This window comes from Pandoraea terrigena (assembly GCF_902459705.1).
In the GTDB taxonomy this organism is placed as follows: domain Bacteria; phylum Pseudomonadota; class Gammaproteobacteria; order Burkholderiales; family Burkholderiaceae; genus Pandoraea; species Pandoraea terrigena.
Map to the genome: position 1 here is coordinate 144338 of NZ_CABPRU010000008.1, position 15590 is coordinate 159927.

General features: G+C 63.0%; 12 protein-coding genes. 9 read left to right on the forward strand and 3 right to left on the reverse strand.

Annotated features, from left to right (window positions below; genetic code table 11):
• Nucleotides 1-67: 67 nt before the first annotated feature.
• The 3 genes from PTE31013_RS16670 to map all read right to left on the reverse strand — a co-directional run bounded on the left by PTE31013_RS16670 (nucleotide 68) and on the right by map (nucleotide 5163).
• Nucleotides 68-1657, reverse strand: coding sequence for a pseudouridine synthase (locus PTE31013_RS16670; protein ID WP_150613891.1), 1590 nt, complete (start codon nucleotides 1655-1657; stop codon nucleotides 68-70).
• Complete coding sequence (locus PTE31013_RS16675) at nucleotides 1654-4218, reverse strand: [protein-PII] uridylyltransferase (protein ID WP_150613892.1); 2565 nt, start codon at nucleotides 4216-4218, stop codon at nucleotides 1654-1656. Before PTE31013_RS16675 ends, PTE31013_RS16670 begins: the two co-directional genes overlap by 4 nt.
• An 81-nt stretch (nucleotides 4219-4299) precedes the next feature.
• Nucleotides 4300-5163, reverse strand: coding sequence for a type I methionyl aminopeptidase (map, locus tag PTE31013_RS16680; protein WP_150613893.1), 864 nt, complete (start codon nucleotides 5161-5163; stop codon nucleotides 4300-4302).
• A 484-nt stretch (nucleotides 5164-5647) separates the two neighbouring features.
• On the opposite strand from map, the gene rpsB reads away from it, so the two are divergent.
• The 9 genes from rpsB to bamA all read left to right on the forward strand — a co-directional run bounded on the left by rpsB (nucleotide 5648) and on the right by bamA (nucleotide 15561).
• Nucleotides 5648-6400, forward strand: coding sequence for a 30S ribosomal protein S2 (gene rpsB, locus PTE31013_RS16685; protein ID WP_150613894.1), 753 nt, complete (start codon nucleotides 5648-5650; stop codon nucleotides 6398-6400).
• A 155-nt stretch (nucleotides 6401-6555) separates the two neighbouring features.
• The gene (gene tsf, locus PTE31013_RS16690) at nucleotides 6556-7434 is read left to right on the forward strand and encodes a translation elongation factor Ts (protein ID WP_150613895.1); all 879 of its coding nucleotides are present in this window, start codon (nucleotides 6556-6558) and stop codon (nucleotides 7432-7434) included.
• A 100-nt stretch (nucleotides 7435-7534) separates the two neighbouring features.
• Nucleotides 7535-8248, forward strand: a complete 714-nt coding sequence (pyrH, locus tag PTE31013_RS16695; RefSeq protein ID WP_026131984.1) for a UMP kinase — start codon at nucleotides 7535-7537, stop codon at nucleotides 8246-8248.
• A gap of 85 nt (nucleotides 8249-8333) precedes the next feature.
• The gene (frr, locus tag PTE31013_RS16700) at nucleotides 8334-8894 is read left to right on the forward strand and encodes a ribosome recycling factor (RefSeq protein WP_150613896.1); all 561 of its coding nucleotides are present in this window, start codon (nucleotides 8334-8336) and stop codon (nucleotides 8892-8894) included.
• Between the two features lie 64 nt (nucleotides 8895-8958).
• On the forward strand, nucleotides 8959-9741 hold the full coding sequence (uppS, locus tag PTE31013_RS16705; RefSeq protein WP_150613897.1) for a polyprenyl diphosphate synthase: 783 nt from the start codon (nucleotides 8959-8961) through the stop codon (nucleotides 9739-9741).
• Complete coding sequence (locus PTE31013_RS16710; protein WP_150613898.1) at nucleotides 9741-10550, forward strand: phosphatidate cytidylyltransferase; 810 nt, start codon at nucleotides 9741-9743, stop codon at nucleotides 10548-10550. Before uppS ends, PTE31013_RS16710 begins: the two co-directional genes overlap by 1 nt.
• A 2-nt stretch (nucleotides 10551-10552) precedes the next feature.
• Nucleotides 10553-11752 (forward strand): 1-deoxy-D-xylulose-5-phosphate reductoisomerase, encoded by a 1200-nt coding sequence (gene ispC, locus PTE31013_RS16715; RefSeq protein WP_150613899.1) that lies wholly within the window; start codon nucleotides 10553-10555, stop codon nucleotides 11750-11752.
• Nucleotides 11753-11794: 42 nt separating this feature from the next.
• Nucleotides 11795-13186 (forward strand): RIP metalloprotease RseP, encoded by a 1392-nt coding sequence (gene rseP / locus PTE31013_RS16720; RefSeq protein WP_150613900.1) that lies wholly within the window; start codon nucleotides 11795-11797, stop codon nucleotides 13184-13186.
• 71 nt (nucleotides 13187-13257) lie between these two features.
• The gene (gene bamA, locus PTE31013_RS16725; protein WP_174978596.1) at nucleotides 13258-15561 is read left to right on the forward strand and encodes an outer membrane protein assembly factor BamA; all 2304 of its coding nucleotides are present in this window, start codon (nucleotides 13258-13260) and stop codon (nucleotides 15559-15561) included.
• The last annotated feature ends 29 nt before the right edge of the window (nucleotides 15562-15590 follow it).

Below are 15590 nucleotides of genomic sequence, written 5' to 3' on the forward strand. Positions count from 1 at the left end.
GCATGGGGTTCGTCAGCAACCTGGGCCCGCCTCGATGGCGGGCTTTTTCATGGATAGCGCGGCTGACTCAGAAGCCTTCTCCAGCGCGCAGGTAGCGCCACTCACCCACGGGCAGGTTGCCCAGCGTGATGCGTCCCATGCGCACGCGCTTGAGGCCGGTCACATGCAGGCCGACCAGTTCGCACATCCGGCGGATCTGGCGTTTCTTGCCTTCCTTGAGCACGAAGCGCAGTTGCTCCGGGTTCTGCCACTCGACCTGAGCGGGCTTGAGCGGTTGATCGTCGAGTTCCAGGCCATGACGCAACCGGGCCAGAAGGTCGGCCGGGAAGTGTGCCTGAACGTTCTCGACGTGCTCGTTGTAAGAGACGCGTACGAGGTATTCCTTTTCGATCTCCGAGTCTTCCCCGATCAATTGCTTGGCGATGCGACCGTCCTGCGTCAGGACGAGCAGGCCGGTCGAGTCGATGTCGAGGCGTCCGGCCGGCGCGAGACTGCGCAGATGCGACGGCGAGAAGCGCACGCCGGCATCGTCTTCGGCCCAGTGATGTTCACGCGTGACCAGCACCACGGCAGGCTCGTAGCCGTCTTCGGCCTGTCCGGAGACGTAGCCGATGGGCTTGTGCAGCAGGATCGTCATGCGATTGGCTTGCTCCTTGCGGGCGGCCTGCACAACGGTGATGTCCTGCGTCGGCAGGATCTTCGTGCCGAGTTCCGTCACGACCTTGCCGTCAACGCGAACCCATCCCTTGGCGATCCACTCGTCGGCTTCGCGACGCGAGCACAGGCCGAGTTCCGACATGCGCTTGGACAGGCGCAGCGACCCGGCGGCGTCGTGGTGGGTCTTGACGTCGCCGTCAGCCCCGTGCTCGACGCGGGGCGCGCGCGCGGGGCGTGCCCCTCGCGCGGTACGGGCATCGCGATCATCGCGGACGAAGCGGCCGCTCGCTGCGCCTTCGGCAGCGCGACGCGGGCGATCTTCGTCGAAACGGCGGGGGGCACGTTCGTCGGTACCACGCTTGACCGGGCGAGCGAAATCGCCACGGGCACCGCCTTCGGCAGCGCGACGCGGGCGATCTTCGTCGAAACGGCGGGGGGCACGCTCGTCGGTACCACGCTTGGCCGGGCGAGCGAAATCGCCACGGGCACCACCTTCGGCAGCGCGACGCGGGCGGTCTTCGTCGAAACGGCGGGGGGCACGCTCATCGGTACCACGCTTGGCCGGGCGAGCGAAATCGCCACGGGCACCGCCTTCGGCAGCACGACGCGGGCGGTCTTCGTCAAAACGGCGCGGACGCGATTCGTCGTCGGAACGTGCCGGACGTGCACCGGCAACGCGTTCGCGTTGGCCACGTGCGGGCGGGCGTTCACCCGAGGGACGCTTCTCGTATGGCGCCGCGCTGCCTGCCGCGGGCTTGCGTGGTGCAGTGCCACTGCCCGCTGGACGACGTGCGCCCGCTGGCGTCGCCGTATCGTCCACCGGACGCGGACGCACGGGTTTCGCGGCGGGCTTCTTTTTTGGGCCGCCGGCGCCGAGCATCGACGCGGGCACGGCTTTGGTCGGACGGCTCAGCGCGCCGGATGAACGCACCGGAGCGCGAGTCTTGTCGAGAGTGCGGGGATGTTTGGCGCTCAGTTTGGCGCGCGGGGTATCGCTCATGATTCCAATGCTTCGAGTAATTCGGTCTCGACGGCAATTTGCAGACGACTGTCCTGCAAACGGCTGCCATCGAGCAGGAACGTGTCTTCGACACGCTCGCCGAGGGTGTTGATGCGGGCGGTACGCACGCTTACGCCGTGACGCGCAAGCACGCGAGCGACCGCGTACAGCAGACCGGTGCGGTCGTTGGCCGACACCGATAGCAAGTAGTACTGACCGCGATCGTCGGGTCGCAAATCGACGCGCGGGGTGACGGGAAAGCTGCGAGAACGTCGCGGGAGCCGGCCTTTGCTGGGCTCCGCCAACGGCTCCACGCGTGTGAGCAGCGACACCAGTTCGCTCTCCACCAGATTGATGATGTCGCGGTAACTCGTGTCGAGGCCCGGATCCGTCAGCAGGAAGCTGTCCAGCGCAAAGCCTTGGCTGGTCGTATGGACCTTGGCGTCGAGAATCGACAACCCTTTGCGCTCGAAATAGCCGCAGATGCGCGCGAACAGGTCGACCTGATCGCGCACGTAGACCATCACCTGCAAGCCCTCGCCAATCGGTGACGGTCGCGCCTTGACGATGGGGGCCGCGCTGTCCACGTGCCGCCAAAGATGGCGCGTTTGCCAGGCCACATCCGCCGGGTCGTTGCGCAGGAAGTACGCGACGTCCAGCGTGTGCCAGAGCGCTTCCTGCGCGCGCTCCGGCACCGTGTAGAGGCGCAGCAGCCCGAGAGCCTCTTCCTTGCGCGCTTTCAGTTGCGAACGCGGATCCGGGTTGGCGCCGCCGAGCACCTGCAACGTCAGCCGGTAGAGGTCTTCAAGCAGCTTGCCCTTCCAGGCGTTCCACACCTTCGGGCTGGTGCCGCGGATATCGGCGACGGTAAGCAGATACAGCGCGGTCAAGCGCCGCTCGTTCCCCACCTTCGCCGCAAAGCGGCGGATGACATCGGGATCGGTGGTGTCCTGCTTTTGCGCGACCGTGCTCATCGTCAGATGCTCGCCCACCAGCCAGACGATCAGGTCCGTGTCCTCCTTGTCAATGCCGTGACGCGTGCAGAAGCGTCGGGCATCGGCCATGCCAAGTGTGGAGTGATCACCACCACGACCCTTCGCAATGTCATGGAACAGGGCCGCGATCGTCAGCGCCCACGGGCGATCGAAGTTCGCGATCAACTGGCTGCAGAAGGGGTACTCGTGCGCGTGTTCCGCCACGGCGAAACGGCGGATGTTGCGCACCACCATCAGGATGTGCTGATCGACCGTATATACGTGGTACAGATCGTGCTGCATCTGCCCGACGACGCGACGGAAGTTGATCAGATACCGGCCGAGCACGCTCGTCTGGTTCATGAGGCGCAACGCGTGCGTGATGCCCTGCGGCTGCTGGAGAATCCCGAGAAACGTTTTGCGATTCTCGGGATCGGCGCGCCATTGGGTGTTCATCAGTTCGCGGGCGTTATAGAGCGCGCGAAGCGTGCGTGCCGACAGCCCTTTCACGCCGACGACCTGTTCATAGAGCAGGAACGTCTCGAGGATTGCGTTCGGGTGACGCTGGTACAACTCGTCATCCACGATTTCGATCATCCCTTGCTTCTCGACGAAGCGCTCGTTGATCACGCGCGTGACCCCGCTGGTTTGCGGGAACAGGCGGGCTTCGACGTTGAGCAGCAGCACCGTATTGAGTTGCGACACGGCCTTGGCGGCCCAGTAGTAACGTCGCATGAGCTGCTCACTGGCCCGCTTGGTGGCCGTGGCGTCGAAGCCGAGACTCTGGGCAAGCGGCGTTTGCATGTCGAACACGAGCACGTCCTGGCGGCGTCGCGCCAGCAAGTGCAGCCGCGCCCGCAGGCCTTTGAGGAACTGCTCGTTGCGGCGCAGCTCCTTGAGCTCGCGGTCGGTCAACAGATCCCGCGCGAACAGTTCCGACCAGCTATTGCCGAGGCCGGCGGCCTTCGTCATCCAGAGAATGACCTGCAGATCGCGCAGACCGCCGGGGCTTTCCTTGCAGTTCGGTTCGAGGCTGTAAGGGGTGTCCTGATATTTGGCGTGACGCTGGCGGATCTCCAGTTGTTTGCTGCGGAAAAACGCACGCGGATCGAGATCGGCCGAGAAGCGGCGCTCGAATTCGTCGAACAGCGCCGGGTTGCCGGTGAGCAGGCGTGCTTCAAGCAGGCTGGTTTGCACCGTGACGTCGGCATGCGCTTCGGTCATGCATTCGTCGACCGTGCGGACCGACGATCCGATCTCGAGCCCGATATCCCAGAGGAAGCCGATAAACGGTTCGACGTGCGACGTGAGCGCGTCCGGGGTGGCATCGTGGTGGAGCAGGAGAATGTCGACGTCCGAGTGCGGATACAGTTCACCGCGCCCATAGCCGCCCACGGCAACGAGCGCGAAACCATCGGGCATCTGGCACTCGGTCCAGGCGTCGCGCATGGCTTGATCGACGGCGTGGCACAAGCCATGGAGCAACACGTCGATCTTGCCGTGTGTGGAAAAGCGTTCGACGAGTTCGGCCTTGCGGTCCTTGAGGGCCTGACGTAGCGGAGACGGGGCGTGCGCACGCGCGTGCATGGCGGCTTCCTGGTGGTGAAGGTAACGAGTCAGGCCGGACGGCTGCCGTGGCGACAGACGGCTGGGTCGGGCGACGGTGGCTCAGGCGGCAGCGGCAAACGATGTCACATACGACGAGCCCGGCGGCGGCGGCGGCGTCAGGGCCGAGTGCGTGAGTACTTCGTGGCCCGTGGGCGTCACGAGCACTGTGTGCTCCCATTGCGCCGACAGGCTGCGATCGCGCGTCTTGACCGTCCATTGATCGGGCATGGTCCGAATCTCGCGCTTGCCCGCGTTGATCATCGGCTCGATGGTAAAGATCATGCCGGTCTGCAACTCGAGTCCGGTGCCCTGGCGACCGTAGTGGACGATTTGCGGATCTTCATGAAACACCTGGCCGATGCCGTGCCCGCAGTATTCGCGTACCACGCTATATCCCTGGGCTTCGGCATGCGTCTGGATCGCATGGCCGATATCGCCCAGATGCGCGCCCGGGCGCACCTGGTTGATGCCGAGCCACATGCATTCATACGTCACCTGCGCCAAACGCTTCGCGAGGATCGAGCCTTCGCCAACGATGAACATGCGGCTGGTGTCGCCGAAGTAGCCGTCCTTGATGACCGTGATGTCGATGTTCAGGGCGTCGCCGTTCTTGAGCGTCTTGTCGCCCGGAATGCCGTGGCAGATCACGTCGTTGACCGAGATGCAGGTGGCCTTGGGGTAGGGCGGATAGCCGGGCGGCTGATAGTTCAGCGGTGCCGGCACCGTGCCCTGTTCGTTGAGCATGTACTCATGGCAGAGCCGGTCGAGCTCCCCGGTCGTGACGCCAGCGCGTACGTGCGGTGTAATGAAATCGAGCACCTCGCTGGCCAGTCGGCAAGCGACGCGCATCATTTCAATGTCGTGGGCATTCTTGAGGGTGATGGCCATTGCGGAATCGGAGAAATTGCGTAAACAGTGTCGCATTATCGCACCAACGGGCGGTTTTCGGCCCGTCCGGCGTGGATTTCGGAGCGTTCCGAAGATGAAATTCCGAGGTTCCGGGCGCGCCGTGCATCGGCGCGGCGAACCGTGCGCAGTGCCGCGCGAACCGGGCCTTTCCGACTTGTCATCACAACTGCACGCGTGGCTTGAGTGCTGATGGGCTGGGATGCTATAATCTCGGGCTAAGTCGAGGACGAAATGCTAACAAACCCAAGGGTTTTCCCTTGTGTTTCAATGGTCTTCGCCGGGTTGTCGGGGTGGTTTTGCCCCACTGTGGTGCCGAATGGCGCTGCGTCCGGCGAGGTGCGGGGTTGGTTATGTTCGTCATCGGCTTGGAATTTTTGAAATCGCGGGCCGGCGCACCCAGGGTGCCCGATCTTCGCAGGCGGGTCATGCAAAGCTGTGTGGCAGTCTGGCGAAACGGGTACGGCAGCCGGTCTAAGACCTAACCCTCACGGAGAATCACATGTCTGTCACTATGCGTCAGATGCTGGAAGCGGGCGTCCACTTTGGTCACCAAACCCGTTTCTGGAACCCCAAGATGGCCCCCTATATCTTCGGCCATCGCAACAAGATTCACATCATCAACCTCGAAAAGACGTTGCCGATGTACCAGGACGCACTGAAGTATGTGCGTCAACTGTCCGCCAACCGCGGCACGATCCTGTTCGTGGGCACGAAGCGTCAAGCGCGTGACATCGTGGCGGAAGCCGCAGGTCGCGCCGGCATGCCGTACGTCAACAACCGCTGGCTGGGTGGCATGCTGACGAACTTCAAGACGCTGAAGTCGTCGATCAAGAAGCTCAAGGACATGGAGCAGGCCCTGGAAGCCGGTGAGCAAGAGCGCATGAGCAAGAAAGAAGCGCTGCTGTTCGATCGCGAAATGGCCAAGCTGCAGAAATCGATCGGCGGCGTGAAGGAAATGGGCGGCATGCCCGACGCCATTTTTATCGTCGACGTCGGCTACCACAAGATCGCCATCACGGAAGCCAACAAGTTGGGCATTCCGGTGATCGCCGTGGTCGACACGAACCACTCGCCGGAAGGTGTGGATTACGTCATCCCGGGTAACGACGACTCGAGCAAGGCCGTTGAGCTGTACGTGCAAGGCGTTGCCGACGCCGTCCTTGAAGGCCGTGCAAGCGCCGTCAAGGAAGTCGTGGAAGCCGTGCGCGGCGATGGTAACGACGAGTTCGTCGAAGTGAACGAAGGGGCGTAAGCGGCCGCCGCTGCGTGACAAAAGGGGCTGCTGGTGGCGCCCCTTTTTTTTAGTCCGATTTTCCCGCGTCGGGTGCGCGGGGCGCCATGGGGCGGGCAGTGAGGCCGTCCGGGCGCCATCCTCCCCCGACTGATTCGATATACAGGAGTAACGATATGCCGGCAATTACTGCAGCAATGGTGGGCGAACTGCGTGCCAAGACCGATGCGCCGATGATGGAATGCAAGAAGGCGCTGACCGAGGCCGACGGCGACATCGTCCGTGCTGAAGAAATCCTGCGTGTCAAGCTGGGCAGCAAGGCCAGCAAGGCCGCCAGCCGTATCACCGCCGAAGGCGTGATCGCTGCGTACATCGACGGCGGCAAGGGTGCCGTGGTCGAAATCAACTGCGAGACCGACTTCGTCTCTAAAAACGACGACTTCCTCAAGTTCGCGAACGACGTGGCCAAGCTGGTCGCCGAGTCCAACCCGGCCGACGTGGCCGCCCTGTCGGCGCTGCCGCTTGACGGCAAGACGGTTGAACAAGTGCGCGCGGACCTGATTGGCAAGATCGGCGAAAACATGACGATTCGCCGCTTCCAGCGTTATGACACGGCAGGCAAGCTGGCGGCTTACCTGCACGGCACGCGTATCGGTGTGGTCGTCGAGTACGACGGTGCCGACGCGGACGTGGGCAAGAACGTCGCCATGCACATTGCCGCCATGAAGCCGGTGGCTGTGTCGGGCGATCAAGTCTCGCCGGAACTGATCGAGAAGGAGCGCAAGGTCGCTGCCGAGAAGGCTGCCGAATCGGGCAAGCCGGCCGAGATCGTGACCAAGATGGTGGAAGGCAGCGTGCAGAAGTTCCTGAAGGAAGTCTCGCTGTTCAACCAGGCTTACGTGAAGGACGACAAGTCGACCGTCGAGCAGATGCTCAAGGCGAACAACACCACGGTCAAGGGTTTCACCATGTTCGTGGTCGGCGAAGGCATCGAGAAGAAGCAGGACGACTTCGCGGCGGAAGTGGCTGCGCAAGTGGCCGCGGCCAAGCAGTAATCATTCGCGCAGTACCGTAGTATCCGGGGGCGGCGGTGCCGTCCCCGTTGTTTCATCCAGAATACCCAACAGTGCCCGACCAGACTTCTTAAGGACCGCCATGTCTACTCCTTACAAACGCGTACTTCTCAAGCTCTCTGGTGAAGCCCTCATGGGTGACGATGCATTCGGCATCAACCGCGCGACCATCGAACGAATGGTCGACGACATTGCCGAGGTCGTTCGCCTGGGCACGCAATTGGCCGTCGTGATCGGCGGTGGCAACATTTTCCGGGGTGTGGCAGGTGGTGCGGCGGGTATGGACCGTGCAACGGCCGACTACATGGGCATGCTGGCCACGATGATGAACGCACTGGCGCTCCAGGATGCCATGCGCCATGCCGGTATCGAGGCGCGTGTGCAGTCCGCGCTGCGCATGGACCAGGTGGTCGAGCCGTACATTCGCCCGCGCGCGATCCGCCAGCTCGAAGAGGGCAAGGTCGTGATTTTCGCCGCCGGCACGGGTAACCCGTTCTTCACGACCGACACGGCGGCTGCGCTGCGCGGCTCGGAAGTCGGTGCTGAAGTGGTGCTCAAAGCCACCAAGGTCGACGGCGTATACTCCGCAGACCCCAAGAAAGACCCCAACGCGGTAAAGTACTCGACCATCAGCTTCGATGAAGCCATCTCGAAGCACCTGCAGGTCATGGACGCGACGGCTTTCGCGCTGTGCCGCGATCAGAAGATGCCGGTGCGTGTCTTCTCGATCGTGAAGCCGGGCGCGCTCAAGCACGTCATTCTCGGCGAAGACGAGGGAACGCTCGTCCACGTTTGAGCTCAAATTGCGGCGTCGGTGTGCTTGGGCGCGCCGACGCCCTATTATTTACGTTTGCGTAACAATTCAAGGTTTGGAGGTTGTCATGAGCGTTGCTGACATCAAGAAGAGTGTCGAGCAAAAGATGAAAAGCTCGATCGAGTCGTTCAAGAACAACCTGGCGAAGATTCGTACCGGTCGCGCGCATGCCGGCCTGCTCGATCACGTGCAGGTGGACTACTACGGCTCGATGGTGCCCATCTCCCAGGTCGCCAACGTGAACCTCGTGGATAGCCGTACGATCGGCGTGCAACCGTGGGAAAAGAAGATGGTTGCGGTGGTCGAGAAGGCCATCCGCGAATCGGATCTGGGCTTGAATCCCGCCACGCAAGGCGATCTGATTCGTGTGCCGATGCCGATGCTGACCGAAGAGCGCCGTCGCGAACTGACCAAGCTGGTCAAGCAGGAAGGCGAAGCCGCCAAGGTGGCGGTGCGTAATCTGCGTCGCGATGCCAACGAGCAACTCAAGAAGCTGGTCAAGGACAAGGAAGCGTCGGAAGACGACGAGCGCCGTGGCAGCGACGAGGTGCAGAAGCTCACGGACAAGTTTGTCACCGAGATCGACGAACTGGTCAAGCAGAAGGACGCCGAGATCATGACGGTCTGAGTGCCCCGGCACTCACCGCAAGATCTCCGCTGACTTTCGCGCTCGATATCCGCGCCGTACCTCAATGGGTTTTCTCAGCTCTACGCGCTCCGTTCCCAAGACAGAGAGCATTCCGCGCCACGTCGCCATCGTCATGGATGGCAACGGGCGTTGGGCTACCCGTCGCAAGCTGCCCCGCGTGGCGGGCCACAAGCGTGGCGTCGATGCCGTGCGTGAAGCGGTGACGGCCTGTGCCGAAATCGGTGTCGAGTACCTGACGCTGTTCGCGTTCAGTTCCGAGAACTGGCGTCGACCGCAGGACGAGGTGTCGACGCTGATGCAGCTTTTCATTCTCGCGCTCGAGCGTGAAGTCGGGAAGCTGCACAGCAATGGTATTCGCCTGCGCGTCATCGGTGCGCTCGACGCCTTCGAGCCGCGCATCCAGGAGCTGGTGCGGCGTGCCGAAGCGCGTACGCAGGACAACACGGGCCTCACGTTGACCATCGCCGCCAACTACGGCGGGCGGTGGGACATTTTGCAGGCGGCGCAGAAGCTCGCCGCCGCGCGCCTGGCGAGTGGCGGCCCGGCGGCACTTGAGACGTCGTTCACCGAGGACGATCTTGCGCCCTACCTGAGTATGGCCTATGCCCCGGAGCCGGATCTCTTCATTCGCACCGGTGGCGATCAACGCATCAGTAATTTTCTGCTGTGGCAACTGGCGTACACTGAGTTGTATTTCACCGAAGAATTCTGGCCGGACTTCAACGCCAATACCCTCAAACGGGCCGTCGCCGAGTTTCAACAGCGCGAGCGCCGTTTCGGCCGTACCAGCGCGCAAGTTCAGAACCCTCCGGGACATTCCGCCTGATGCTCAAGACACGCGTCATTACCGCTGTCGTACTTCTCGCCATTCTCTTGCCTGTGATCTTCGTCGGTACGCCGGCGCAGTTCGCTTTACTTGCCGCTGTGATCGTGGCTGCCGCTGGCTGGGAATGGGGCCGGCTGGTAGGCCTGAACGGCACGGGCGCCATCTTTTACGGCGCGCTCGCCCTGCTGGGCGTGGGCCTGACATGGGCGGGCGGCTGGATGCTCTCGTCGATCTGGCTCAAGCCCGCGGCCATCTTCTGGGTGCTCGCCGGCCCCTACACGCTCGCGCGCAAGCCGGCGACCCGAGGGGCATGGCGCGGTTTGCTGCTCGTCGCCGGCCCCGTGTTGCTGATCGCGGCATGGCAGGCGCTGTGCCTGGCGCGTGATCGCGGCGTGGCATTCCTTCTCTCGGTGCTCGTGCTCGTCTGGCTTGCCGACACGGGGGCGTATTTCACCGGCCGTGCGTTCGGCCGGCGCAAGCTCGCGCCGTCGATCAGTCCTGGAAAGTCCTGGGAAGGGGCGATAGGGGGATGGTTGCTGGTGCTTGCGGTCGCCGCGGGGGTCCTCGCCAGCGGCTTGCAGGCCCCGACCCTCGTTTCGCATGTCGCCCGCACGCAGGGCCTGGCACTCGGCGCGTTGGCGTTGACGGTGCTGGTCGCTTTCTCGGTCGTGGGCGACCTATTCGAATCTCAACTCAAACGGCAGGCCGGCGTGAAGGATTCCAGCGCGCTGCTGCCCGGCCACGGGGGCGTGCTCGACCGAATCGACGCGTTGCTCCCGGTGCTCCCGCTGGCTTTGCTCTTCGTCTGATCATGTCGCAACGACTCTCCATTCTTGGCTCCACCGGCTCCATTGGCGTCAGCACGCTCGATGTGGTGGGGCGTCATCCCGGCCGATTCTCCGTCTACGCGTTGTCGGCACACCGTAACCTGGATCGCCTGTTCGAGCAGTGCGTCGCGCATCGCCCGAAGGTGGCGGTGGTGGCGGATGCCGATGGCGCTCGCACGCTTGCGGCGCGTCTGGCCCATGCGGGGCTGAAGGTCGACGTGACCTACGGTCCGCAAGCCTTGGTCGAGATCGCACAAGCGACCGAGGCCACGATGGTCGTCGCGGCGATCGTCGGCGCCGCAGGGCTGCAGTCGACGCTTGCCGCCGCCCGCGCGGGCAAGCGCATTCTGCTCGCGAACAAGGAATCGCTGGTGCTCTCCGGCGCCCTGTTCATGGCAACGGCCGAACGCGCCGGCGCGACGTTGCTGCCGCTCGACAGCGAGCACAACGCCATCTTCCAATGCCTTCCGCAAGTGAGCGGCGAGGACCGGGTCTCGAAGCGCGGCGTCGAAAAACTCGTATTGACCGCGTCGGGCGGGCCGTTCCGCGAGCGTGAACTGGCGTCGCTCGAGAACGTGACACCGGACGAGGCGTGCGCGCACCCGAACTGGGTGATGGGCCGCAAGATTTCAGTCGACTCCGCCAGCATGATGAACAAGGGCCTCGAAGTCATTGAGGCGCATTGGCTGTTCAATATGCCGCCCGAGAAAATCGAGGTGCTGATCCATCCGCAGAGCGTGATTCACTCGATGGTGACGTACACCGATGGCTCGACGCTCGCGCAACTCGGCAATCCAGACATGCGCACGCCCATCGCCCACGCACTGGCGTTCCCGGATCGGGTGACCTCGGGCGTGGCGGGCCTGAATCTGGCCGACATCGGCAAGCTGACGTTCGAAGCGCCGGATTTGCGCCGTTTTCCATGCCTGCGCCTGGCGTTCGACGCGCTGCATCGCGGCGGCACGGCCGGTGCGTTGCTCAACGCGGCCAACGAGGTTGCCGTGGCCGCGTTCCTCGAAGGGCGCATCCGCTTCACGGCCATCGGTCAGGTGGTCGAGCAGGTGCTCGACGCCGTTGCTGTCGGTGAGGCGACTTCGCTCGACGTCGTGCTCGACGCCGACCGTCGCGCGCGCGAACTGGCAACGGCGATCGTCGCCAAATTGCCGGCCCGGGCGTCGTCCTGACGCCTGCCCCATGTTGTAACGTCTTCGCGGCCCCCTTCGCTCATGACTCTGCTGACCACGTTGCTTGCGTTTGCCGTCGCCATCGGCGTTCTCGTGGTGTTCCATGAGTTGGGCCACTACTCGGTCGCGCGACTGTGCGGGGTCAAGGTCCTGCGGTTTTCGGTCGGCTTCGGCGCGCCCTTGCTCAAGTGGACGATGGGGCGTGATCGTACGGAGTGGACCGTCTGCGCGCTGCCGCTGGGCGGCTACGTCCGAATGCTCGACGAGCGCGACGAAACGCAGGTTGTCGCCCCGGAAGATCGTGCGCGGGCCTTCAATCGACAATCGGTCTACAAGCGTTTTGCCATCGTGGCGGCCGGTCCGGTTGCGAATTTCCTTCTGGCGATCGTTCTGTACGCGGGGCTGAATGTGGCGGGCGTGACCGAGCCTGTCGCGCGCATTGCGCCGCCGGCCGCCGGTACGCTGGCGGCTCGCGCGGGGCTGTCCGGTGGCGAATTGATCATCGGCGTCCGCGAGAACGGGAGCAGTCCCGACGAGGCCGTCGGCGACGAGACACCCGTGCGGTCGTGGGAAGATCTTCGCTGGCGGCTGGTCGACCCGATGATCGAGGGGCAGCGTGTCACGCTCGTGGCGCGTACCCGCGACGGGCGCGCTGAATACATGCTGGACAGCGCCGGGCAGCACTTCGACGCCAATGGCGAGCAGGACTTCATGCAGCGTCTCGGTCTGGCGCCCTCGGCGCGGGTCAGCGTGGGCCAGCTTCTGCCGGGGGGCGCGGCAGGGCCAGCTGGACTGCGTGTCGGCGACGAGATCACGGCGGTCGACGGCAGTCCCGTCGCGTCGGCCAAGGTGCTGGTGGACGCCGTGCGCGCCCACCCGGGCAAGCCGATGACCCTCACCGTGCGACGCGATGGCGCGCTGCGCAACGTGACGCTGACGCCGAGCGCGGAAGTCGATTCGACCGGGGCGAGCGGGGCACGCGTGGGCAAGATCGGCGCGGCGCTGGCAACCCAAGTTGATACGGTGACGGTCCGGTATGGGCTGCTCGAGGCGATCGGCAAGGGTGCGCAGCGCACTTGGGACGTCACTTCGTTCAGCGTACGAATGTTCGGGAAGATGATTACCGGGCAGGCGTCGCTCAAGAATCTGAGCGGGCCGGTAACGATTGCGGACTACGCCGGGCGTTCGGCCCGACTCGGGCTGGATTATTTCGTTGCCTTTCTCGCGCTTGTCAGCATTAGCCTCGGCGTATTGAATCTGTTGCCGATTCCAGTTTTGGACGGTGGCTATCTGTTATATTATGCGGTCGAAGCGATTACCGGTCGGGCAGTTTCCGAGCGGTGGCAGGGCGCACTGCAACGAGTGGGCATCGTTTGCATCCTCGCGCTGTCTGCCGTAGCCCTATTCAACGACCTGTCGAAGTTGTTGCACTAGACAGCGTCACGTGCCTGCCGTCGCGGGCGAATCCGAGTTGTTACGATTCAATTGTTTCTTGGGGAAGCAAGTTGTCGAATAAATACCACCTTGTTCCGAAGACCCTGGTGATTGCGGTTCTGGCGGCACACAGTTTCCTGGCGCGGGCCGTCGAGCCGTTCGTGGTCAAGGACATCCGAGTGGAGGGCTTGCAGCGCATTGAACCCGGTACTGTGTTCTCGTACTTGCCGGTCAAGCCGGGTGACAAGTTCAACGATGATAAGGGCACCGAAGCAATTCGTGCCCTTTATGCAACGGGCCTGTTCTCGGACGTGAGCGTTGAAGCGCAAGGCAACGTGCTGGTGGTGCACGTCAACGAGCGCCCCGCGATTGCGTCCATTGACTTCCTCGGTATCAAGGAATTCGACAAGGACGGCTTGAAAAAAGCGTTGCGTTCGGTTGGCCTGACGGAAGGCCGCAGCTTCGACCGCAACCTGCTCGAAAAATCGGAACAGGAACTCAAGCGTCAATACCTCACGCGCGGTTATTACGCTGCCGAGGTGAAGACGACGATCACGCCGCTCGAGCGTAATCGCGTGGGGATCCAGTTCGCCGTGACCGAAGGCCCGAAGGCCACGATCCAGCAGATCAACTTCGTCGGCAACAAGGCGTTCTCGTCGTCTGACCTGACGGCCGAGATGCAGCTTGGTACGCCGAACTGGTTGTCGTGGTATTCGAAGAACGACTTGTACTCCAAGGACAAGCTCACGGGCGATTTGGAAAAGGTCCGCTCGTTCTACCTGAACCGCGGTTATCTGGAATTCAACATCGACTCCACCGACGTTTCGATTACGCCGGACAAGGACGAGATGTTCCTGACGATCAACCTGCACGAAGGCGAGCCGTACAAGGTATCGGACGTCAAGCTTACCGGCGAGATGCTGGGCAAGCAGGACGACGTGCGCAAGCTTGTGCAACTCAAGGCCGGCGATACGTTCTCGGCAGCCAAGCTGCAAGCCAGCACGAAGGCCATTTCCGACATGCTCGGCAACTACGGTTTCGCATTCGCCAACGTGAATGCCCAGCCGACGATCGATCGGAACAACCACACGGTGGCGCTGACACTGACGATCGATCCGGGTCGTCGCGTGTACGTTCGCAAGATCAACATCGTGGGCAACTCGCGCACACGTGACGAGGTGATTCGCCGCGAAATGCGCCAGCTCGAAAGCTCGTGGTACGACGCCGACCGACTGAAGCTGTCGCAGGACCGTATCAACCGCCTGGGCTACTTTACCGACGTGAGCGTGACCACCGAGCCGGTGGCCGGTTCGAACGACCAGGTCGACCTCCAGGTGAAGGTCGAAGAAAAGCCGACCGGTACGATCAACGTCGGTGCGGGCTTCTCGTCGACGGACAAGGTCGTGCTGCAAGCCGGTATCAGCCAGGACAACGTGTTCGGGTCGGGAACGTCGCTGTCGGTGAACGTGAACACGGGTAAGACCTACCGGACGTTGGCCGTCACACAGGTCGATCCGTACTTCACGGTCGACGGTGTGAGCCGTATCACGGACATCTACTACCGCACGTATCAGCCGCTGCTGCTCACGAGCGATTCGGATTTCCGTATCAATACGCTGGGCGGCAACCTGAAGTTCGGCGTGCCGTTCTCGGAAGTCGATACGGTGTTCTTCGGCCTGGGCTTTGAACAGACGCGTCTGCATCTGACGAGCGATGGCACGACCCCGCAACGCTATATCGATTACGCCAACCAGTTCGGCTACGTCAGCAACAACTATCCGCTGACGATCGGTTGGTCGCGCGATTCGCGTGATAGTGCACTGATCCCGAACCGCGGTCACTACCAGCAGGCCAACATCGAAATCGGTACGCCGATCGGCACGACCAAGTACTACCGTGCCTATTACCAGCACCAGTACTACTACCCGGTGAGCCGCGGCTTTACGCTGGCGCTCAACGGCGAAATCGGCTACGGCCACGGGATGGGCGGTCAGCCCTTCCCGATTTTCAAGAACTACTTCGCCGGTGGTATCGGTTCCGTGCGCGGCTATGAGCCAAGTTCGCTGGGGCCGAAGGACACCAATGGCGAGCCGCTGGGGGGCGCGTCGAAGCTGATCGGTAACATCGAACTGACGTTCCCGCTGCCGGGCACCGGGTATGACCGCACGCTGCGTATCTTCACGTTCATGGACGGCGGTAACGTGTTCGATAACGGCCAGGCGATTACCCTCAATAACCTGCGCTATTCTTACGGCTTCGGCTTGTCCTGGATTTCGCCGATCGGCCCGCTCAAGCTCTCGATGGGCTTCCCGCTTGTCAAGAAGGTGGGCGACCAGTACCAGAAATTCCAGTTCCAGGTCGGTACGTCGTTCTAACGACGGCGAGCCGATCGGTTCCGAGCGTT

What these genes read in the sequence shown, in the direction of transcription:
- tsf (WP_150613895.1), top strand. Translation starts at nt 6,556, where the DNA reads ATGCCGGCAATTACTGCAGCAATGGTGGGCGAACTGCGTGCCAAGACC.
- ispC (WP_150613899.1), top strand. Translation starts at nt 10,553, where the DNA reads ATGTCGCAACGACTCTCCATTCTTGGCTCCACCGGCTCCATTGGCGTC.
- PTE31013_RS16670 (WP_150613891.1), bottom strand. Translation starts at nt 1,657, where the DNA reads ATGAGCGATACCCCGCGCGCCAAACTGAGCGCCAAACATCCCCGCACT.
- pyrH (WP_026131984.1), top strand. Translation starts at nt 7,535, where the DNA reads ATGTCTACTCCTTACAAACGCGTACTTCTCAAGCTCTCTGGTGAAGCC.
- PTE31013_RS16710 (WP_150613898.1), top strand. Translation starts at nt 9,741, where the DNA reads ATGCTCAAGACACGCGTCATTACCGCTGTCGTACTTCTCGCCATTCTC.
- map (WP_150613893.1), bottom strand. Translation starts at nt 5,163, where the DNA reads ATGCGACACTGTTTACGCAATTTCTCCGATTCCGCAATGGCCATCACC.
- uppS (WP_150613897.1), top strand. Translation starts at nt 8,959, where the DNA reads ATGGGTTTTCTCAGCTCTACGCGCTCCGTTCCCAAGACAGAGAGCATT.
- PTE31013_RS16675 (WP_150613892.1), bottom strand. Translation starts at nt 4,218, where the DNA reads ATGCACGCGCGTGCGCACGCCCCGTCTCCGCTACGTCAGGCCCTCAAG.
- rpsB (WP_150613894.1), top strand. Translation starts at nt 5,648, where the DNA reads ATGTCTGTCACTATGCGTCAGATGCTGGAAGCGGGCGTCCACTTTGGT.
- frr (WP_150613896.1), top strand. Translation starts at nt 8,334, where the DNA reads ATGAGCGTTGCTGACATCAAGAAGAGTGTCGAGCAAAAGATGAAAAGC.
- rseP (WP_150613900.1), top strand. Translation starts at nt 11,795, where the DNA reads ATGACTCTGCTGACCACGTTGCTTGCGTTTGCCGTCGCCATCGGCGTT.